Here is a 20381-nt window from a genome sequence, read left to right on the forward strand (position 1 = left end):
GAAAATTATAAATCAGTACATTAACTATTGCAAGGCCAAAATATAAGCTTGGCTGAATGAGATTAACGATTTGCCGAAGTTGGTGAATGGAGTCACAGGAACGCTGTTAGGTTCTTGCGCTTAAATCAATAGAGCAGGTAAACTTGGTGAGTATTGAGGTATTAAAATAGAATTGAAGAATGGCTTATGCTCATATAAGGCCGGCATCTTTGCAGAAGGCAACAAGTTGCTCGTTTTTGGTGAAGTTGAAGCGGTCTTTGATCAGATTAAGTCTTTTTTCGATACTGCTCAGGCCAGATGGACTGATTTGCATTTTCTTTAGATATGGTGGAATATCCTTTTGCAGTATACCTTGTGCAAGCAAGGTGATGATAGCCGTATCGAAATCGTTAAAGTCATGCGCATTCTTTTGCTGTATCATTTGCCTTAGGTGAACAGGGAAATGCCGACGTCCCTGGAAGATGCGCTCTATAGCCATTTTAAGTTCCTGAGCATCATGTCTTGCTTTACGCACGAAACCATCAATCCCCAACTCCTCGAAGAGTGGTTCTATCATTGCTGCACGGTGTTCGGCAGAGAAAACCAAAGTTTTTAGACCCGGTTGAATTTTACGGGCTGCTGCTATCAGTGCTGCACCTCCCGATAATTTTTGGGGATGAGTGTCTTCTTCAAAAAAGAGATCAGTAATCAGAAGGTCATAGTCATTCTTTTCATGATTTGCTTTCTGGATCATGGCTAAGGCCTCGTCACAGTAGTACACATACTTAAAATGTTTAACGCCCAGATCTTCCAGGCTTTTGCGAACGGAGATGCTGGCACTTTCGTGGTCCTCCGCGATTAAAACGTTTGTAAACATAGGATATTTATGCAAAAGGAAACGAGATCTGAATCTGAAGTCCCTTACCCGCTCCGCTGTCAAAATTAATTGTGCCGCCAATGGTTTTTATACGGTTTCCCGTACTGATGAGCCCGTTTTTAAATTGGTAGCCCTGTGGAAGACCAATGCCATTATCCTGATAAATAATTTTGATCTGATCAGCTCCTGCGGCAAATTTTAATGTTACCAAATTTGCCTGGCTATGCTTTCTCATGTTGATCATTACCTCCTGCAGTATATGCTCGATCTCAAATTTGTTTCCATCACTAACATTTGCCCATAATTCAGGATTGTTTCCAACGAGTACTACTTTGAGTTCCCCAGTAGCGAATGCCGAAATCATTTGAGTCAATTGCTGATTGAATAGTAGAGAGGCTTCCTGAGGGTATTCATAAGAAATGTCCCGGGATCGTTCGTACATGAGCTCAATTTGATCCAGGAGTTGTTCTTTTTCTAATTTATCCTGATTCTCTATCTCTGTCATCATCCGGTAGAGCCCGTTTGCAACAACATCATGGACTTTTTTAGAAGTCTTGAGCTGGTTGTCACGAATTGTCGCTTGTGCCTCCAAGTGTAATCGCAGCTTTCGTTTCCTGTACCATATAATTGCCAGTATACAGCCGACTATTATGACAAAAAGTGTGAAATAAAACCGGATGCTTTGCTTGAAAATCTCGTACTGCTTTTCTGTATTATCTTTTTGAAGTTTAAGATTATCCGCTTTACGCTTTTCTGCTTCATAACGAATGAGTGCGAATTGGTTTTTAGCCGCGTTGCGGACAGTTTGCAAACTGTCGCTGAGCTGCTCATAGCGAAGGAAATATTGTTTTGTGGATGGTGCTGGCGCAGATCTGATTAAGTGCTGCAATGCCTCTAATTGGTCATCCGGATTGTGCAATTGTCTGGAAAGTCTATACATCTCATTAGCATAAAAGAAAGCGGAATCAGGGTGGGAATAACGGTAATATTCTGCCAAATGTGAATAGCTTGAGCTCAACCCCCAAAGGTCGTTTTCTTTCCGGCGAATTTTTAACGCTTTTACCAATTCGGGTGCAGCAAAGTACTTAGGATTTTCCATCCACTTAGTCTTCGCCATATTCGTTAGGATCCGGGCATAAGAGCCTCCTTTATTTTTAGCTAAGTGGATTGCCTGGTTGTATAGTTTAAGTGCTTTTGAATATTCTTTCTTCCTTTGGTAAGCAACGGCGGTGTTATTGAGAAGCGTTGTCCGCAAGTTGCTGTCAGATGTTAATGTTAAAGCCTTTCCCGCATATTCTATGACACCATTCCAGTCTTTCAAATTGAAGGCTGCGGTCCCTAATTCGTTGTAGATTTCAGCCATGGTTTTATGGTCATCGCTTTTTGAATACCTTAGTGACTGAATCAAGCTTTCTTGGCTCCCAAAGTAGTCTCCTGCTTCTGATTGGATGAGTGACATATTAGTAAAGGCCATGGATACTTGTTGGCTATCCTTTGATTGACCTGTCGTTACCTTATTGAAGTAAAAGAAAGCCGAATCTTTATTTGTACTTAACAAATCATAAGCATGGCGGTAGTCCACCCAATTGTCTGCCTTTTTCTGCTGGGGCTTTTTCCTGCATGCAGCCAAAACGACCATAGCTAAGGTCAAAGCCATCGATACTTTTGTCAAGGTTTTTTCTTTTAAAAGTATACAAAATGTGCGACGACCTCAAACGATATGCTATAAAAAGCAACAAGGCAAACCGAAGCTTGCCTTGTTATGAATTATCCTAAATGACCTATTGGTGGCGGAGGTGGCGGAGGTATATGTCCAACATCGCCACCGGAATCGCCATCATCTCCCATGGTGGTAATGATAGTGGAATTAGTATGATCTATTAAATTTGGAGGCACGGGGCATCCTAAAGCCAATAAAATGGCAACTATGATTGATAACATTTTTTTAAATTTTTAAAAGGTGATTAACTACCGCAGAAGTGCCCCCGGACCTTGCCGGGAGTACCCTACTGCGAACCTGGTAAGAAGCGCTTCTTACACTGTTTGGGAAGTGTGAGCATTGATCGCGGAAGCTGCTAACTGCTTCCCAAGCCGGTCATCAACTGCCGCTTTCTTTGCTCTGATAGAGATCAGTTGTATGCAGGAACTTTGCTAGCGGTAAAGGTCCTGCCTGATTTCTGAAACAAATGTAGAGCGGCATAAACGCCTTTGCAGCAGCGGATTCCGGTCATTCCGGTCATTCCGAAGGGATTCCGGAAATACCGGTCAGATTCCGGAAAATCCTTTAGCTTTACCTTTTAAAAAAATTGAAAATGTTTGCTGATTATAAGTTACAGGTCGTACAGGCCTATCAGGAAATGAAAAAGGGAAATCAGCTTTCCCTCAATCTGATGGGGTCCACACCTGCCAGACTTCGGGCAGAATGTATGGCAGTATTGAACGCCAGGTATGAAAGAAAAGACGAACCTACGTTAAGGTTGTTTTTTGGTCAAAAGGAAGACCCCAATGCCTATATGCAAACGATAAGGCATTTTGAAGCTGACAAGTTTAAGCCGCTGGATAATTTTCTTAAAGGGATCACCAGTGACACGGATCATAAGAATATTGAACTTTTGGCCTGGCTCATTGGCTTTGAACCCAGGCCCTACCGGTTTACGATAGATAAGCCTGAACCGATGCAGACCGATACTCGGGTTCCTCTTTCATCGGAGAATAAAGAGGAGGAGCAAACTGCAACCCTTCAGGGTGCAGGGGATGGTGATTTAAAGTCCGGTCCGGCCGAACAGGCAGATGAAAAAGTTACTGCACCTCATCATCTGCTAGCGCCGGCAAACCGGCCCTTCGATCACGCAGATGCCAGTAGAATACCATCAAATTCCCGAATACGCAATCGCGTCCTGCTGGCATTGGTAACCGGGCTTATCAGTGTAGGAATTTATCTGGCACTGCACAGAAAATCACCAGGGCAGATTAGGCCATTGCTACTGTCGGGACAAGAAAGCTGCATGTATTGGACAGGAGACCGATATCAGCAGACCTCCTGTAAGCAGAGGCGCGGGGATACCTTGGTCATCGCGCTGGATCAGGAAAGACTAAATCACTTGATGCGTATTACGGAGCCCGATACCCTCACAGAAAATTCCCTAGGGAAAACCTGGTATAGCTATATTAATGGGAATATGGAATTTTTTACAGCAGATGGGTTTCACCCTGAATATCCGGATAGGAAATTGAGGCGAGTTACTCGTTCTATTCTTCTAAAGTATAGTAAAAAGTCTGAGTAATAGTCCCGAATTAGCCAGAACGAGTTAGGATATAGATTCTTCAATTAATGAATGTCTAAATTTCTGATGATAGTTAATCGACTTTGTTTCATTTGTAGTTGTTATAAATCTCTTAGCTGAAAAATCTCTTCTTATTAGGTGTGATTAGGCTCACATATCGTATAGCAACTAATTAAGTGTTGTATATTATCTACATTTTGCTTAATATTGTAGAAAGTATCCAACATTATGAGATCTAAACGGCATGTGGTTTTTCCTAAATATCAGCGAATACTGTCAATTTTTGGTGAAAATTTGAAGCTGGCCCGTAAGCGCCGCAAACTGACGGCAGTGCAGGTGGCTGAACGTGCCGGCATTGACCGCGGGACATTGATAGAAATTGAAAAAGGCAGCCCAAGTGTCTCATTCGGTGCTTACTTTAATGTATTACGGACACTTAACCTTCAAGATGATATATTAAAATTAGCAGCTGACGATGAATTTGGAAGGAAGCTGCAGGATTTGGATTTACTTGGTTAATCATGGCTGGAACGAAAACAGATATATGGGTGTATGCACACTGGATGGGAATGGAACAGCCTAAGTGCATCGGCATTCTGTCCGCCCAACAAGCAAAAGGAAGGAAAGTCTTTACATTTTCCTATGATAAATCTTGGATTAACTCGGCCGAACAGGTTCTATTAGACCCGGATATCGCCTGGTATCCTGGCGCACAGTATCCAAAAGGTAAAGATAATTTTGGGGTTTTTATGGATTCGATGCCAGATACCTGGGGTCGTAAACTCATGCAACGAAGAGTTGGGCAATTGGCTCGGGAATCAAAGATGCCTACGCCAACACTTTACGAAATCGATTATCTTTTAGGCGTACATGACCAAAGCCGTATGGGTGCACTACGATTCAAGGTCGAGCAGGACGGTCCGTTCTTAGACGATAACCCTAAAAATCCTACACCGCCTTGGGCCAGCATTCGGGAATTACAGCACAGTGCCGAAATTTTGGAAGCCGATCAGGATGATAAAGCTATAAATCAATCTCTGGCATTGCTGCTGGCACCGGGCTCATCACTCGGTGGAGCCCGTCCGAAAGCTAATATTTTGGACGATGATGGTCATCCCTGGATCGCTAAGTTTCCATCTGGCGCTGATCAGTTTGATAAAGCCGCCTGGGAATACTTAGCTTATTTGCTGGCTACTAAAGCGGGCATTCAGATGTCAGAGTGCCGGATCGAAAAGGTATACGGCCCTCACCACACGTTTTTTACTAAGCGATTCGACCGCATAAATGGCGAACGCATCCATTTTGCTTCCGCCATGACCATGACAGGAAGAAATGAAGAAATCAATAGGGAAGACACACCCAGCTATCTGGACCTCGCTGAATTTCTTCAATACTATGGAGCGTCTATTACAGCTGATCTGGCACAGCTCTGGCGTCGTTTAATATTTAATATTGCCATATCCAATACTGATGACCATCTACGGAACCATGGATATATTTTAGTGAAGAATGGCTGGCGTTTAGCACCTGCCTATGACCTTAATCCGTCCATAGATAAGGATGGCTTGGAACTTAACATAGATACACACAATAACGCATTAGATTTGGACCTCGCCAGATCAGTCGGCGAATACTTTCAATTGAAAAAGGAAGATATGAATGAGATTATAGAGGAAGTTATGACAGTTGTAAGTACTTGGAAAGAACATGCGAAAGAAATTGGTTTATCCAGAGCTGAACAGGAGAAAATGTCTGGGGCATTCATGGTGATTTAACTTTAACATGATCAAATGCTTAGTTATTGAGTTTTCAATTATTAAAAATAGACAACTAAGTGGTTGATTAAAGGTGTGATTTTAGGTGCATTGCCTATGTCATAATGCATCAGCAGCTAAGAATGCGAAGTATGAACACAAACGCATTGTGAGATTTTCGACTAATACAACACGTTTGAGATGATACCAGTAATATTTATCGTTTTGAAAGAATTGTTATATTAACGTGAAATCATGCAAATCATGATTCGCGAATCATGAATTACACAATGTAATAAAAGCTTACGCTTGATAAATATCTGATTGCGGAAGTGCTTAAAACTTTCGACAAACTTAATTTATGCAAATCTGATACGAGCGATGGCGAGTTTCAGTTTTGCAGGCAAAGCGAGGCTGGTGGCGAAAAGACCCAGCACGCTAGTGCATGGTCATGAAGCGACCTGCCGCAGCGTAAGCTCTTTAGAGATCGACCTCATGAAAATAGGTTATCTTATCCAATACATCAATAAAGGTGGCCGACTTTCCCACCTCATTTACAATCTCGGGTTCGGGAACCAAGGTATGACCAACGATCTGATGATAACCATCCAGCATGTCAGCCATCAGTTCTTTCCGGTCCGCCCAGGTAACACCACCCGGCCCTTCACCGCCACGGCTGCTTCCCGCCTGATGCAATATCCACCGGTGCGCCGTTCTTTCAATTTTATTTAGTAGATCAGCCACCGGATTCTGCTCATCCTGCAATTGCTGGACTAACCGAAAACTCTTAAACTCGCTGAACCATTTGTTAGTAATGCCTGCATGAGAGATAATTGTATTTCCCTGCTGATAAGCCACCTTAAACAGTTCACTATTTTTTCTGAACAAAAAGCTTAATGACCGCTGCATAGTTGGACGAAAACCTGAACACAAGTACAGCGGATAATGCAGGTATTGCACATCATGGTTACCCAGCAGCAATTCCACCTTGTCCATGTACTTACGCTTTAGTTTGATGATATTTTCCAAGTTTAAACGTATGGTGCTGTCCGGTAAGGTCCAGTGATCAACGTAGTCTCCTACAAATACAATTTTGTCATATAGATTGATGTTGATCTCCTGCCAGACGTCTTTCCCATGCAGGTCTCCAATAATAAGATGCTTCATATAACAGTTATTTCATTTAGTTTTAAATTTTCAATGGGGTTCGTTAACCAAAACAAGCGGCTGACCCTGATAGAGCTTCTTAAGCTTTTTCATATCCCGGCTCACCTTGGTATCCGTTACACGGGCGTAGATCTGCGTAGAGCGGATATTCTTATGGCCGAGCATTTGTCCTACCGTTTCTATCGGAACGCCGTTGGTCAGCGTCACCGTGGTGGCGAACGTGTGCCTGGCGCAATGAAAGGTCAGCCACTTTGTCCAGCCCATTGCTTTCATAATCTCCTTTAGGTAATAATTGGTCCGCTGATTACTGATCTTGGGCAAAAGAAAGTCTTCATCCAGATAGCGTGGAAAATCTTTGTAGTGCTCAATCAGCTTGAGCGCAGGGGATAGCAGCGGCACACGTACGCGGTTATTGTTCTTTACCCGGTGCGTTTGAAGCCATATACCGCCATCCTCACCTTTAACGATGTCAGCTCTTGTAAGCTTAACCACATCCGCATAAGAAAGCCCGGTGTAACAGCTGAACAGGAACAAATCCCTGGTCAGAAGTAATCTCTTTTTAGGAAGCTTTTTGACAGCCAGTTCATGGAGCTCATCGCTGGTCAGATATTCGCGGAAAATCTCCTCTTTTTTGGCCCGGTAAGCCACAAAAGGGTTTCGTTTGGCCCAACCGATCTCATTAGCTATTTTCATCATCGTACGCAGCTTTTTGACCATTTGAATAGCGGTATTAATCTTGACACCATAATCTACTTTCAGGTAATAATCAAAGTCCCTGACCAGCTGGTAGTCGATATCATCCAGTTTAATGTCATCGTTCTTCGTCTTGAGCAGCAAGAACTTTTTCAGCACCCGGTATACCGATTTGTATTTCTGCAAGGTAGCCGGAGTATAGCCTTTACCCAACAGGCCCGCAATTTGCCCGGTGTGGTAGTCCCATACATCGGATAGCATTTTGGGTGGTTCCAGTTCTTCGCCCTGCATCATCTTCCGAATGTGTAATGGGGAAAAGGCTTTACCGGCAGCGTATAGCTCCTGCCGGCAGGCATGCGCTTTGGAGTACAAGAGATCCAACCAACTGTTGACCGAGCGTGCATGTTCTTTGTTGCCCTTCGAGCGTCTGGTGTAACTGTCCCATTCACTTTCGAGGCAATGCCTGCCGGTTGACCATTCCGTGCGCTTTCCATCCACCGTAATGCGGATGTATATAGGGATCTGCGGATTCTGGTCCCGTGCGCGTTTCTTAAGATAGAACAGAACAGCAAACGAGTGCGTTTTAAACGGCTCTATGATCTCTTCGGGCTTTTTTTTTCAGCCGAAGCAAGCATTTTATCGATATCCTCGGGCTTATAGTATAGGATGCCGCCAATCTTGGTAAATCTTAATTTGCCTTCGACGCGCAGGTTTTGAAGCGTGTTATGGGAGATATCCAAGATTTCCCGGACATCCTTGGTTTTGAGCCACTTCTTCTGGTACAAGTTCCTGTTCTCCAGTAAGGGCTTCAACATTTCGAACAATTCAGTTTTAAAGTCTTGCAGGTCTTTTTTCGTTAATAATTCGCTAGGATTCACAAGTTGTTATTAGGTGTTTTAATTCGTTCATCAAAGTGGTACCATCCTGTCAATCAGCAGAGTAGGACACTACCGGGTAGCATCTTTTGAGCTGACCCAGGAAAGAGTCTTTGAAGTCATCAAAGTGCTCCGAAAATATTGTTAGCTTATTTCCCGCTTCACTCATCCAGGCAAGCACCTCATCATCCTGCAACGAGGCTAAAAGATAATAAAGCTTCTGCTCTTCGTCATACATGAAGAAATCCGGGTTGTGCTGCAGGCTTAATGTCCTGCCGTTAGCCGTTACCCGTTGGGTGAGCGCATAATGATCAGGATAAGTTTTAAGTACAAAGCTGAGTACCGGTGCCACAGGCGAAAAGCCGCACCACTTCATACCCGTCTTTTGTGGTAAGTGCCCCAATTGATCGTTCTGGTGCGTATTGTAGCTGTAGACGAATTGCTCTTTAACTAACAGCGGCACCGCCTCCTGCCATAGGGAAAATAGTTCCTTCCTGATCTTTGGCAGCTTTGCCCTTTGCTGGTCTATTGTGAGTATTCTTAAATCGCTGACTAAGGCATTTTGCTCCCGGCTGATATGGCCAAGCGTTTGCTGTGCCTCGGTGAGCTCTATTTCTCTCGTATCGCTGTCTGCCTTTACAAACCGGTTAAAGCGAGTAATCTCTTCACCGGACTTACCTGTTAATCCCATAAACGGTATCAGCACGGGCTGGTGAGAAGTGGAATAGCCACGGTAGCTATAGGCCAGGCAATAGCCTATAACCGTTTCTCCGCCCGAATATAGCTTCGGCTTTCCATCAACCGGCTCATCCAGCATTATCCGATCCGCGTCCTTGAAACCCAGTCCCGGCCGGTATAAATTGCCAAAGCGGAGCCGTGGCTCTACGTATATCCGGTCGTTACGGGTCGTTACTTCAAGGAACTTTGCCTGCAACTTCTCGTCTTCATCCAGCTGCGGCCAGTAGTACATGCCCAGATCCAAATGCCCATGCAGCCATACGGTTCGGTACAGGACGGTGTAAGCATGCACGCATAGCCGGTAATGTGTCTCGCCGCAACGGCAGGCCAACTTCAGGTTGTCTAAGCTTACCTTAAGCTGAACCCTGTACTTACTCCGGTCGGGCATTTTTACCAGCACTGTTACGATGCCTTGCTCGTAGCTGTAATACTTAACCTTGAGCTGCTTGCTCAGCACCAGTTCCTGATCGCTCAGCGTGCAGTGTTCCTGCAGCAACTGCATGGTCATTTGCAGCCTGCCGCTATCGAGCGGCAACCGGTAGAAGCCGTCCGCTATAAGGTCGGCCTGTTTATCGGGTTGCGACGTGTTTGTTGTTTGATTCGCTGTCATGGGCATAATGTTTAGCAATTGCTTTGCAGCTTAAGCGGACAAACTGGCCGGCAAGGCAGGATTGTAGTTAATAATATTTGGCGCTGCTTCTTCTGCTTTGACTTTATACAACGTGATTCGTTGCAGGCATAGCGCTTCCACCAGCAGCACGATATCTATGCACCGCTTATGCAGTAGCTCTGCATCTTCTTTCGTCACCTGCAATTCTGTTTTGTAGCGGGCCTCGGAATAGCACTTGTGGAACAGATTGAACAATCGCCAGTCTTCCTCTGTCTCTCTGGGAAAGATGGCTGACGGCTCTGGTGAAAAGCATAGCGTCAGCTTAAACAAGCGGTCCAGATTATGCATGTCGGAACGGTAGCCAATGAATATCCTGATCAGGCCGATGCAGGCCTGCTCAATGGCCTGGTGCATCATAAAGACGGCGTTGTTATAATAGCCTTTCATCATGCAGGCGTTGACGCCTTCCATAAAACCTAAAGCCATTTCATACCGGTGCTTGTAATGATGTTCCGCCTTTATGTAGGTTTGCATTGTATCGATCTGCGGCAAGTGCAGACCTGCCAAGGATAAAAGCAATCCCTCGGCGTTATGTAGTAACGTGCCTGTGCGGTATACTGTGATAAAGAAACGGTTGCCTTTAGTAATGGCATCGCTAACGATCTCTCTGCCATGCACCACAATGGTGATCGCGATGTCCTTGAAGCAGGAGGTCATCATGGCCTGCACTTCATGTTCGATGCGTGTAGGGTTCGCGGTAACCATGAGTAAGAAGTAATGGTTGGTGTGCTGGGACTTGCTATCCATAAAGCAACCTGCCGACGAGGCGCTTTGCTGCAAGCTGCCAAAGCAGATGATCTTTTCCGGCTGGTAGCGTTTCACTAACACAGCGGTAATCTTGTCCAGCTCCTGATAGTTCAGGAAAATAGGGTGTAGATGTTCTGCAGGTGTTTCCATAAGTTTCGTTTTTAAGTCATCAAGAGTTAGAGTTATCTTCTTGCTGCGGGCGGAGGTCTGCGTTAAGCTGCCGCAACACTTCGTTCTCTCTGCGCAACACATGGTTTTCGTGAAGGGCTGCGTTCAGTTCCTCCTGTAACACCAGTGCCCTTGTACCCAGGGCGATGAACCGGGCACCCAACTGCGCCGGGACATTTTCCAGATCAGGGCTTGACAATAATTCTAACGCCTCTTTCGCTGCATATGCCCTTAACTTTGCACTCTGTTTTTCGCTAACGAGAAAGTAATCGGGCGTGAGATTGAAAAGCTTGGCAGCTTTTAGCGCTATGTCGAGCGGCATCTGCCGAAGCTCGCATTCGAGTTCGTTATATTCTGTTTCAGACATACCGAGCACCTGGGCCAGCTGTGCTTCAGTAAACCCTTTAGACTTTCGGGCGATATATAGAATTTTGTTCATCTAGCTTGCTCTCCTAGACCCAAAGGAGCAAAAGCACATCGGGATATAAAATCCTGCAAGAGGGATAACTTAGAATACTGGCAGGATATTTCATCCCGGCAATTTGTTATATTTGTAGTATGACAACCGACAGACCAACTAAAGTACACCAGGGCCGTAACGTAAAACGTTTCCGGGAAATGCTGGGCTTAAAGCAGGAAGCGTTAGCAGCTGAGTTGGGTGAGGACTGGAACCAGAAAAGGGTGTCTATGCTCGAAGCTAAAGAAGAAATAGAAGCAGACTTACTTAGTCAGGTAGCCAAAGCCTTGAAAGTACCAGAAGCAGCTATCCAAAACTTTGATGAGCAGGCCGCTGTAAATTATTTTAATACATTTAACGACAATAGTATTAACCAAGGCGCGGTTGGTTCAAATAACTTTAGCTGTAATTTTAACCCTATCGACAAAATAGTTGAGTTGTTTGAAGAAAACAAAAAGCTCTATATTGAAAAGTTAGAGATGCTTGAGCGCCTTTTGCAGGCGGAAAAAGAAAAGAACGAACTGCTTAAAGGCAAGTAATTATCTGTTCAGGCTGTCCCATGGCGGACGAATATTTTCCGCATCAGGGTTCGGCTTGTATTCTTTCATTAACCGCTGATGTAACCGCAGCTCGACAAGCTCTACAGTGACGAAATCAGGACCGCCGAGTTCCCGGTCTTCCAGCGAGCGAAACCATAGGTTCAGCTCCTGATATTCCTCTTTCGACATCATTCCCATCATCCATCTTTGTGTTAGCTCGACTAATCGCTGGTTTTGCGCTGCCTGGTTCATTTTATATTCGGGTTGATTGTTTACGAAGGTAGGATAAAGTATCCATAGGCGCAGCTGGCTGTTCTGCTTTCCTCTTTTTACCTTTGACTTTACTTGATCACCTATGGTTAAACTTTTTGTTGGCGGCTTTCCACTAGAGATGACGGAAATGGAGCTGGCGCAACTGATCGGCCCGCATGGCACCATCAGCACTATTAAGATAGTCCGCGACCGCAAAACACGTATCTGCAAAGGCTACGCCTTCGTTGAGATGGCGACTGAAGAAGACGCGCGCAATGCCGTTGCCGCACTGCACGGCGAGCCCCTGGGCGAGCGTACCCTGACCATTAACTTTGCCGATGAGAAGAAAGACCCGGTACCTGTTAGCCGCGCACGCTTGCTTGAGCGCCGATACACGCCTGCACAGCCACGCGACTCGTCCACAACAGAGCGGCCAAAGCGTCCCCGTAAGCGCCTGTAGTTCCCGTTCGCATCAGGACGGTGATGGTCGCAGCCGCTTTTTCTTTTTAGGTTTCTTTTCAAACGCTTTCAATGCGCCCTGATCCACAGCACCAGCATCGTGATCAGCGCCGAGCAGCACCCGACCAGGATCGAAATGAGGTAAAGCCGGATGAGCCACCTGCTGCCTGCCTTGTTCTGCTCGCTGATCGCCTTCGCCCGCTGTTCCAGCTCCGCCAGTTCCCTGCTTAGCCTTGCCGTTTTCATCTCCAGCTCGTCCATGGCCAGGCTCAGTCCCCGTACGTGCAAGCGCAATTCGTTCCCGTAAGTTTCCTGCGCCTTGTACTGCATCGTCTGCAGCTGTCGGAACAGCTTTTTGATCTCGTCCTCCGCTGAGGGCTGAGGCGGTTCCTGGTGCTCCGGTTGTGGTACCTGCGGACTGTTCTTCTGCTCTTCGCTCAGCGGGTGCTCTAACCCGGTCGTTGCTCTGGCGAATTGTTTGGCGATCTCGTTCTGGTTCATAACTGATTGCTTGTCTAACGGCCTGCCACTTGTAGGCCTGGCCCAGATGTGCACCTTTAAATTGCAGCCCCTCGTACCCGTAAGAGATACCACTGACAAAGCCGGTAGATGCCTGGTTGAACAGCACGTCGATGCCTTTGCTTTCCAATAGTTGAATGAAATGCTCCGTCGTCGGCTTCTTATTTAAAACGTCTTTGATGATGACCTGCAATTTGAGCTTGGCAGACGGTTCATTTTTTCTTTTCATCATCTCCAGTTCGTCCTTGGTCATGGCCCGTTCCTGCGCCTGCTTGCTGCTCTGCACCTGGATCAAACCGTGCTTCTTTTCCAGCTTTCTCAGCACCTGCTCGGTGCGCTGATAGTCCCTGCTGTCAGATACTACACTACCATCATAACCGATGCGGTTCACCAGCAGATGCACGTGCGGATGACCGGCATCAAAGTGGCGGAACAGGAGGTATTGATGCTGGTCAAAACCCATGGCTTCGAGATATTCCATGGCAATCGCTTTAAGCTTTTCATCCGCCAGGTTTTCCTCTGGCGGAAAGTTCAGCGAGGTATGGTAAAAGTATTTCTGCAGGTTTGGCCGCAACGCTTTTACCATCGCCACTTCTTGCATGATCTGCTGCTCCTTTAAGCTCACAAACGTGCTGTCCAAAACGGTCGCCTGTTGTTTTTCTACCTTCTGCAAATTGTAGCGCAAGGCACCCTTAAAACCTTTGCCTTTCACCAGGTCTGCAGTCATGATAGTAAGCGTTTAATGATCTCCCGTTGAATCGTTAAAAGCTCCGTTAAAACCGGCTCCGGAATAGCTGCCAACTGATGACTGTTAACTTGTCTGACCGCCTGGTTCAGGTTCACGCCGATACGGTGCAGCTCGCGGTACAAAGCAGCTTCAATGGGTGACTGTTTGAGGGGCGGGAACCTGCCGGTAAATACCTTCTGCCGAATCCAGTTGGCGGGTGTTAGCCCTGACGCTTCGGCGTAAGTAATTACCTTCAGGTTCTCCTCTAAGGTCAAACGGATGTTGACCTGTACCTGTCTGCGCTGCTCTTCCTGTAATGCGGGTCTTGCCATGATCGGATAGGTTTTAAACGAAGTGCAAAAGCTTAAATAAGCCAAGCTCATCAAAGGCGCTCCGCAGGAGCAAGCACGTTTAAGCGTAGCGAAAACATTGCTTGCTCCTTAACGCGGAAAGCATAAAGAGCCGGTATCTTCAAAGCTGCTGCATTCTAAAGATGACTTGCTTACTTACTGCTTTTACGCTTAGTAGTGCGCTCTTCCAACGGCTGGCCCTCCAACACTTTTAAGATGTCTTCCTGCTTGTAGTACAGGATACCGCCGATCTTGGTAAACCTTAACGTGCCGTTTACCCGCAGGTTTTGTAGGGTGCCCGGTGAGATCTTCAGTAAGTTTCTGACCTGGTAGCTTTTGAGCCATTTGGGCTGGTCTGGGGCTGGCATTCTGCTGCCTTGTTTGAGTTCTTCGAACAGCTCTTTTTTAAACTGTTCCAGGTCTTGTCTGGTAATCAATTCCACGTTCACTTTTCCGTTCTCCTTCCATTGATTGGTAACTGCTAATACTTACTTGCAGGGCAGGTAACCGCTACGGTTAACGCCTCTGCTTATCAAAAATAAGAGCGCTGGAACAAAGAAACGAACCCCGCTATTTTTTGATGAGGATGCAGTTGTTTATAATTATATTAGGAAGTAAAATTTACTTAACCTCAAACCTGAATTACAGCTTAATGAATATTTCTTACAAACAAGACTCAAAAACCAATCTCGTGAAAAGCTGATTGGGCATGCTATCTTGTCTCTGACTACTGGACGGGAGAAAAGCTTTTTAGTATCTAAACATCACTTTGAAAAGATAACTGATCATTTCAATACGATGTTCAGCCAGGCGCTTGGTGCAAAACACTATGCGACCTTGCAGCAATATCATTGGTTATTTCATAATGAAAAGGCGGATTGGCTAAACTTCTATGACGCCACGTGCAAGCCAAAGAATGCGGCAGAATTGAAGGTCCTTTACTTATCCGGGCCGGAGCCCTTGAACGATATTGAAGTATTGGTGAAATATGGCATCCGCCTGGAGAATATTTGGGCGATCGAGGCAGATAACAAAACGTATGACCAAGCTCTGGCTTCCCTAATTCAAGCAGGCGTTCACATCAAGTTGCACCGGGGTAAATTGGATGAGTTCTTTGAACTGGTTAATCATGAGTTCGACATTATCTATTATGATGCGTGTTCGCCAGTCATTTCGTCTAACGGATCACCGCTGGAAGTATTAAAACAGATCTTTGCCAAAAAGCGAATGACTGGACTGTCAGCCCTGATCACCAACTTTGCCGAACCTGGAGACCAATACAACTGGGGCGATGTGCTGGGCTGCTGGTTTGCTACCAAAGATACCTATGAGGTGCCGGAAACGGACAATGAGTTAGGCATGGAGGTTTTCAGAAAGATCGAGCACTTTGATTATTACAGCAAGTATATTGGTGAACATCTGCATGAATACTATGACGCTTTCTTAAACCACTTCATTCCGGCTTTCGCGGCAGAGCTGATTCCGATGTGGCAAACGCTTTCTCTGGGATCGCTATCTAATCGGTATTTACTTAATGAGCAGGAACTGTTTAAAAAGCTGAATGCTATCCGGAACCACGAGGTCAAAGTTGATATAGAGAATGACGACTGGATATTTGATGTGCCGCACTTCGCTTTGGCTGTTGATGCTTATCCTTTGCTCAACTGGGCAAGTCTGATACGGGAAAAGTTTCCCAGTGATCATCTGCTGAACCGATTTTTGAACGAACAAAACAGGAAGGTCAGTATAGAAGATGCTTTATATGTCGGCTCTTTGCTCAAGCGCTTTGAGGAAACGAACGGCGGCTTTAAGACTTTTATCCTGGAGATTTGCAACGAACGGTTAAGTCGGGTCTTGCAAAACATCGACTTCTTTGACCGGGATCTACATTTGACTTGTGATATACCCATGAAGAACTTGCTGGTGGAAATTCTGTTTGGCATCTATGGTTACCCATACATTGCACATGCAGGCCGGTCACTGTCTTTAAAGTATAAGGCTAAGGAGACAACCATGTTTTCAAACGTCTTTATCTTTGATCAATGTCGGTACCTGTATGATTATCTCCCTACACCAGAGCTGTGGGAAAGCTTTTTCAAGAATGTAGCGCAGCAAACAATCATCCGGGCAAATATGGACGAGATCCGCCGGAATCATTTGGCGTTAAACAGCTCCTTATTTAAGTGGAGCTTTATTGAAGGAATTTGTGCCGAGTTCGGCCAAGCGGATCTGAGAGAAAGAGAAGATTTGAACGGTAGTTTGGATGCTGACGAGTAAAGCAAGATTAGAGCTTAGGCCGGTTTCTTGGCTTGGGTTTAGCTGTGGTTTACCAGTATTCAGTTCCTGCGACTTTTCCGGGCCATACTTATGCTGTAAAAAGCTTTGATCGAAGTTTCTACCCATTGCGGGAGATCACCGCTTAAACGCGATTCAGGCAACTGAATATACCTTATATCTTACCTGTCATGATTTTAAGAAGGCTTTCAATTTTACGATGAAGCTCATCGAAAGTAATGATCTCAACATCTTTGCAGTTGTTTCGAAACATTTCAAATGCATGCAACTGCTTTTCAGAAAGCGTAGAATGTTTTCCAATGATGATTAATGCTTTTGAGTTAAGTGTCTGTACATCCTTTGTTTTATAGGCATGGCTATAAAATTCTTTTTGAAAATGGTCTCGCTGATTAAGAACTTGGGAAATACATCCCGTTAATTCTTTTGAAAGTGCAAACACATCATCGCCCCGGTATGGTTTCTTCTCAACTAGCTCAGTTAAGTGGGTCTTGATTTCTACAAACGATACGTTATCACTTAGCCCGTTTTTAATTAGAAAATCACTGTATTTTCCGTTTTTGTTCTTATAATCTTTACCGCCGACATAAGCTTCGTCCTGATGTAGGATTACCGGTTGTGCAAAAAGGGTCGAAAAAACCCAGCTATTCTTCTTGAGAAACGCCTGCCATTTCTTCTCTAGAGTTGGTGTATCACTACTCGCTTTCATCAATGCATCAAACTCTATTAGTGATGCCTGAATAAACTTATTATCAATTATCTCCTTCGTTTTAATCAGATTGGTTTCCAAAAAGAAATTTGGAAGCAGAGTTAATTTATCAAAAAGATCTTTAATAGCACTTTTGTCGGAATCGTTAAATTCTGTAAGCGCATTTTGCCACTCAGACAAGGCAGCAGTCAGTGTTCCTGGTACATATCTTTTTTTGGGTGCAGGAACGATAGCAGGAAACAACTGATTTAACTCGTGTAGTGCAGCACGTTCCTTCTCCTCTTTGTGGCGTCCGTTGATTGCTGAAAATGCATTAAATAACTTTTGAAGAGTTGTATCGGAAATAAAGAGCTTTTTGTCTTTTATATCCATATTATCTGAACCACCCTTCGCTATTATAACTTCTGAAAAATTACAATTAGCGTTTAGATAGCTGATTACTGGGGCTAATACCTTTGTAAACCCATACCCAAAAGTGGAAACCTTGTATACACCCGAAGGCAACTTTTTTTTAAAGCCTATATATACAAATTTCTTGATGGTCTTGTATTTATCTTCTCCACGAAATGGCGTCGGGTAATGAACCTCTTTATCCTCTTGCAAATAGATTTCCTTTGATATTCGATCGATTTTAAATTCATCGTCTTTAAAGTAGAAAACTTTCTTATTTGTCGTGATTGCTTTTTCGTACTCGAATGCTACGGGAGTAACGGTCTTTGCCATAGATAAATCGTGATCTTTTATAATAAAACGTAGTCAATTCGCTGCAATGTTTAAAGATACTAACAATGCAGAATAATAAGAGATAACAGCATTATATCAGAAGAATAAAATTAACTCATTCACAGCTGTAATCTAATTAAGATAACTTAATGATGAATAACGTTACTATGATAATTATTGCTTTTTTTCAATATGAAATTGTAACGCCTTTTGGAAGTGACCCTAAACTATAGTAAAATTTAAGGATTCGATCTCCTTGATTGTTTTGATTTACCATCGACCTGATGAAACAATCTTAACCATGCGGTTTAATCAGCTGGTAGATATCAAGGTCGATGATTAGTCTTCCAGGAAGGTTATTTCGAACATCTAAAGGGGTGCTCAGATGCTTATGTTCGAACGTTACCTGAGACGTGAATTCCCTGATCTTTTTATAAAAATTGAAAAATGCTGGAATGGCAATTCTGACATTTGTGGTTTCCATTAGCATCAAAAATGTTTCTTTAAATACGGCAGAACCGCTTTCGTTCATCATGAGTATAAAGAATACCAATATAATTGGGTCTTCGTCAAAGTCAGGTCTTTCTTCAATTAGCCTTGCTAAAAATATATCCCAAAACTCGCTTTTAAATTCACCTTTTTTTCTGAGAAAATAACCAAAATATGAATTAGGCGAGCTACATAGAGATGTTGCTATTGCCAGTTCGTTAGGAACACCGTGAATTGTATTTGGATCGGGTATAACTGGCAAAGAAAAGATGTATTTTCCAGTCAAATACTCCTGAAGTGATTTGTGGGAGAATTGAAATAGATCGTAACCACTTTGTACAATGATGCCGCTATGGCTTTCTATTTCGTTAACCACCTTTTTTGCTTGTGACGCTGGAAGGCTGTGACGGCGGTGAATCTTATTATAACATCGTCGTAGCTCATCGCTTGAAAAATCGTTTGCTCGGAACTCAACCGTAAGGCAATAAGCTAGGTGGGCCAAAAATTCTTTCTTTTTTTCAATGTAAAACTCGGCGTAATTCGAATACCTTACGATTCCTCGTTCTTCATCCCAAAGTTCCAGTAGTAACTGAATGACTAGGTCGTATACATACCGTGGTTTTGCAGGGATACTTTTACGACGCTCATAAATCGCGCACAGGTGCGAGAGAGTCAACGGGCGTAATGTCGTATCATAATATGGGGACGTTTTAATTTTGGTGAAAAGGTCTTCTGCTTCTTTCCTTTTGTTCAGCCAATTACTAATTAATTTTTTAATCTGTGAATCGTTTAGTGGACAAATCTCGAGCGTTTTGGTGTTCGTTAATTTAATTTTGAAATCACCGCTCCTTGTGGTAAGAATGAATTTTGACCCATTAAGTGATAATGCCAGTGACTCAAAGTCACGTTCTATTGTATGTTTGAGTTCTGGATAAGGTATCTCGTCAAAACCGTCGAAGATTAACAGCATATTCGCCTGTTGTAAAAACTCGAGAATCGTTAGTTTGACCAATTGATTGTACTCATTGTAGAATTTACCTTGCACATGTTTTTCAGGGAAGCTTACTACAATTCCGAATGCGTTCAACAATAGCGCATAGAGATTGCATTGACTAAAGTTATTATCGAAGGCAGTGTAAAGATCAAGGTCTCGAAAACGGATTACGAACGGGCAGGTAAACGCAAGCTTTAGTTTCTCTGAGAACATGGTCCGACATATGTTCTTCATTAGCGTCGTTTTACCGGCTCCGGGACCGCCGTAGATCAGCACATTTTCTTCAAGTTCTTCGAGTAACTTGGAGCTTTTCATAACTGCCACCTTCTCATCACTGTAGTATCGGGTCTTCAGTGGACTGAGGTACAAATCGATATCGACGAAAAGTTTAGCAAGCTCTTTAGACTTTGTAGCGAGGTTGAAACTAATGTCTTTGCTCCAAGTTTCATTGATCTTTAAGTTTAGTGCGATCTGTTTCAGTATCACGTCTGCTGATATAGACAGGTCGATATTGCTCAGAAAGGTTTCATATTCCTGTTTTTTTAATTCCTTTTTTGCTTTCTCGTCAACTCTTTCCAGCGTTTTTGAAAACAGGTATTTTACTGTTCCTACTGCTTTATCAAGAATTTTTTCGGCGAAATAGCCTGCCGTTATATTTGTATAATCTAACTGATCTACTATTTTTAAGACATCCTTCATTGTGATCAACGTTAATCCACTAATGTAATATTTGCAAATTTATTTTTTAGCGCTGACGTATCTTAATGGTAGTCCAACAGGTATTTAATTACTCGAGACAAATATTTCTGACTTAAATTTTAGGCATTTCCAATTCTATCTTGTATAAAGAGTGTGGAGACCTTGGCAATAATAAACGTTATTTTCATAAGCTGTCAACTAACTTTCCAAATGGCATTTA

General features: G+C 43.9%; 20 protein-coding genes. 6 read left to right on the forward strand and 14 right to left on the reverse strand.

The window, feature by feature from the left end; genetic code table 11:
• Positions 1–190 precede the first annotated feature (190 nt).
• Entirely contained in the window at positions 191–856 is a 666-nt protein-coding gene (locus tag ABDD94_RS21910) for a response regulator (protein ID WP_345954028.1), read from the reverse strand.
• 7 nt (positions 857–863) lie between these two features.
• Complete coding sequence (locus ABDD94_RS21915) at positions 864–2528, reverse strand: ATP-binding protein (RefSeq protein WP_345954029.1); 1665 nt, start codon at positions 2526–2528, stop codon at positions 864–866.
• A 640-nt stretch (positions 2529–3168) separates the two neighbouring features.
• Between ABDD94_RS21915 and ABDD94_RS21920 the strand changes: the two genes are divergently transcribed.
• From ABDD94_RS21920 to ABDD94_RS21930, 3 genes are all read left to right on the forward strand, one after another.
• Positions 3169–4140 (forward strand): hypothetical protein, encoded by a 972-nt coding sequence (locus ABDD94_RS21920; protein WP_345954030.1) that lies wholly within the window; start codon positions 3169–3171, stop codon positions 4138–4140.
• 228 nt (positions 4141–4368) lie between these two features.
• Positions 4369–4659, forward strand: a complete 291-nt coding sequence (locus ABDD94_RS21925; RefSeq protein WP_345954031.1) for a helix-turn-helix transcriptional regulator — start codon at positions 4369–4371, stop codon at positions 4657–4659.
• A gap of 2 nt (positions 4660–4661) precedes the next feature.
• Positions 4662–5915, forward strand: a complete 1254-nt coding sequence (locus ABDD94_RS21930) for a HipA domain-containing protein (protein WP_345954032.1) — start codon at positions 4662–4664, stop codon at positions 5913–5915.
• 459 nt (positions 5916–6374) lie between these two features.
• On the opposite strand, the gene ABDD94_RS21935 is transcribed toward ABDD94_RS21930, so the two are convergent.
• From ABDD94_RS21935 to ABDD94_RS21960, 6 genes are read right to left on the reverse strand one after another with little or no spacing between them, the layout of a single operon-like run.
• On the reverse strand, positions 6375–7061 hold the full coding sequence (locus ABDD94_RS21935; RefSeq protein ID WP_345954033.1) for a metallophosphoesterase: 687 nt from the start codon (positions 7059–7061) through the stop codon (positions 6375–6377).
• A gap of 30 nt (positions 7062–7091) precedes the next feature.
• Entirely contained in the window at positions 7092–8354 is a 1263-nt protein-coding gene (locus ABDD94_RS21940) for a site-specific integrase (RefSeq protein WP_345956002.1), read from the reverse strand.
• The gene (locus ABDD94_RS21945; RefSeq protein WP_345954034.1) at positions 8348–8632 is read right to left on the reverse strand and encodes a helix-turn-helix domain-containing protein; all 285 of its coding nucleotides are present in this window, start codon (positions 8630–8632) and stop codon (positions 8348–8350) included. The genes ABDD94_RS21940 and ABDD94_RS21945 overlap by 7 nt, the downstream gene beginning before the upstream one ends.
• Positions 8633–8681: 49 nt before the next feature.
• The gene (locus ABDD94_RS21950) at positions 8682–9977 is read right to left on the reverse strand and encodes a hypothetical protein (protein ID WP_345954035.1); all 1296 of its coding nucleotides are present in this window, start codon (positions 9975–9977) and stop codon (positions 8682–8684) included.
• Between the two features lie 30 nt (positions 9978–10007).
• Entirely contained in the window at positions 10008–10934 is a 927-nt protein-coding gene (locus tag ABDD94_RS21955) for a HEPN domain-containing protein (RefSeq protein ID WP_345954036.1), read from the reverse strand.
• A gap of 19 nt (positions 10935–10953) precedes the next feature.
• Positions 10954–11391, reverse strand: a complete 438-nt coding sequence (locus ABDD94_RS21960; RefSeq protein WP_345954037.1) for a helix-turn-helix transcriptional regulator — start codon at positions 11389–11391, stop codon at positions 10954–10956.
• A 119-nt stretch (positions 11392–11510) separates the two neighbouring features.
• Here ABDD94_RS21960 and ABDD94_RS21965 point away from each other — a divergent pair, with 119 nt between their 5' ends.
• On the forward strand, positions 11511–11948 hold the full coding sequence (locus tag ABDD94_RS21965; protein ID WP_345954038.1) for a helix-turn-helix transcriptional regulator: 438 nt from the start codon (positions 11511–11513) through the stop codon (positions 11946–11948).
• On the opposite strand, the gene ABDD94_RS21970 is transcribed toward ABDD94_RS21965, so the two are convergent.
• Positions 11949–12200 (reverse strand): hypothetical protein, encoded by a 252-nt coding sequence (locus ABDD94_RS21970; RefSeq protein WP_345954039.1) that lies wholly within the window; start codon positions 12198–12200, stop codon positions 11949–11951.
• Positions 12201–12303: 103 nt separating this feature from the next.
• Here ABDD94_RS21970 and ABDD94_RS21975 point away from each other — a divergent pair, with 103 nt between their 5' ends.
• Entirely contained in the window at positions 12304–12660 is a 357-nt protein-coding gene (locus tag ABDD94_RS21975; RefSeq protein ID WP_345954040.1) for an RNA-binding protein, read from the forward strand.
• 12 nt (positions 12661–12672) lie between these two features.
• On the opposite strand, the gene ABDD94_RS21980 is transcribed toward ABDD94_RS21975, so the two are convergent.
• The 3 genes from ABDD94_RS21980 to ABDD94_RS21990 all read right to left on the reverse strand — a co-directional run bounded on the left by ABDD94_RS21980 (position 12673) and on the right by ABDD94_RS21990 (position 14704).
• Complete coding sequence (locus ABDD94_RS21980) at positions 12673–13905, reverse strand: relaxase/mobilization nuclease domain-containing protein (protein ID WP_345954041.1); 1233 nt, start codon at positions 13903–13905, stop codon at positions 12673–12675.
• Positions 13902–14237 carry a plasmid mobilization relaxosome protein MobC gene (gene mobC / locus ABDD94_RS21985; RefSeq protein ID WP_345954042.1) on the reverse strand — a complete coding sequence of 112 codons (336 nt, stop codon included), beginning with the start codon at positions 14235–14237 and terminating at the stop codon, positions 13902–13904. Before mobC ends, ABDD94_RS21980 begins: the two co-directional genes overlap by 4 nt.
• Positions 14238–14407: 170 nt before the next feature.
• Positions 14408–14704: a helix-turn-helix domain-containing protein gene (locus tag ABDD94_RS21990; protein ID WP_345954043.1), complete on the reverse strand. Its 297-nt coding sequence runs from the start codon at positions 14702–14704 to the stop codon at positions 14408–14410.
• Between the two features lie 349 nt (positions 14705–15053).
• Between ABDD94_RS21990 and ABDD94_RS21995 the strand changes: the two genes are divergently transcribed.
• Positions 15054–16532 (forward strand): hypothetical protein, encoded by a 1479-nt coding sequence (locus ABDD94_RS21995; protein ID WP_345954044.1) that lies wholly within the window; start codon positions 15054–15056, stop codon positions 16530–16532.
• 172 nt (positions 16533–16704) lie between these two features.
• On the opposite strand, the gene ABDD94_RS22000 is transcribed toward ABDD94_RS21995, so the two are convergent.
• Together ABDD94_RS22000 and ABDD94_RS22005 are read right to left on the reverse strand one after the other, a co-directional pair.
• Complete coding sequence (locus tag ABDD94_RS22000) at positions 16705–17979, reverse strand: Shedu immune nuclease family protein (RefSeq protein WP_345954045.1); 1275 nt, start codon at positions 17977–17979, stop codon at positions 16705–16707.
• 295 nt (positions 17980–18274) lie between these two features.
• A complete protein-coding gene (locus tag ABDD94_RS22005; RefSeq protein WP_345954046.1) occupies positions 18275–20161 on the reverse strand; it encodes an NACHT domain-containing protein in 1887 nt (628 codons plus the stop codon).
• Positions 20162–20381: the final 220 nt, after the last annotated feature.

The organism is Mucilaginibacter sp. PAMB04168 (assembly GCF_039634365.2).
Lineage (GTDB): Bacteria > Bacteroidota > Bacteroidia > Sphingobacteriales > Sphingobacteriaceae > Mucilaginibacter.

Coding starts and splice junctions, on each gene's coding strand:
- ABDD94_RS22005 (WP_345954046.1), bottom strand. CDS start 20,161: ATGAAGGATGTCTTAAAAATAGTAGATCAGTTAGATTATACAAATATA.
- ABDD94_RS21925 (WP_345954031.1), top strand. CDS start 4,369: ATGAGATCTAAACGGCATGTGGTTTTTCCTAAATATCAGCGAATACTG.
- ABDD94_RS21965 (WP_345954038.1), top strand. CDS start 11,511: ATGACAACCGACAGACCAACTAAAGTACACCAGGGCCGTAACGTAAAA.
- ABDD94_RS21970 (WP_345954039.1), bottom strand. CDS start 12,200: ATGAACCAGGCAGCGCAAAACCAGCGATTAGTCGAGCTAACACAAAGA.
- ABDD94_RS21930 (WP_345954032.1), top strand. CDS start 4,662: ATGGCTGGAACGAAAACAGATATATGGGTGTATGCACACTGGATGGGA.
- ABDD94_RS21910 (WP_345954028.1), bottom strand. CDS start 856: ATGTTTACAAACGTTTTAATCGCGGAGGACCACGAAAGTGCCAGCATC.
- ABDD94_RS21935 (WP_345954033.1), bottom strand. CDS start 7,061: ATGAAGCATCTTATTATTGGAGACCTGCATGGGAAAGACGTCTGGCAG.
- ABDD94_RS21975 (WP_345954040.1), top strand. CDS start 12,304: ATGGTTAAACTTTTTGTTGGCGGCTTTCCACTAGAGATGACGGAAATG.
- ABDD94_RS21960 (WP_345954037.1), bottom strand. CDS start 11,391: ATGAACAAAATTCTATATATCGCCCGAAAGTCTAAAGGGTTTACTGAA.
- mobC (WP_345954042.1), bottom strand. CDS start 14,237: ATGGCAAGACCCGCATTACAGGAAGAGCAGCGCAGACAGGTACAGGTC.
- ABDD94_RS21995 (WP_345954044.1), top strand. CDS start 15,054: ATGTTCAGCCAGGCGCTTGGTGCAAAACACTATGCGACCTTGCAGCAA.
- ABDD94_RS21920 (WP_345954030.1), top strand. CDS start 3,169: ATGTTTGCTGATTATAAGTTACAGGTCGTACAGGCCTATCAGGAAATG.
- ABDD94_RS21950 (WP_345954035.1), bottom strand. CDS start 9,977: ATGACAGCGAATCAAACAACAAACACGTCGCAACCCGATAAACAGGCC.
- ABDD94_RS22000 (WP_345954045.1), bottom strand. CDS start 17,979: ATGGCAAAGACCGTTACTCCCGTAGCATTCGAGTACGAAAAAGCAATC.
- ABDD94_RS21955 (WP_345954036.1), bottom strand. CDS start 10,934: ATGGAAACACCTGCAGAACATCTACACCCTATTTTCCTGAACTATCAG.
- ABDD94_RS21980 (WP_345954041.1), bottom strand. CDS start 13,905: ATGACTGCAGACCTGGTGAAAGGCAAAGGTTTTAAGGGTGCCTTGCGC.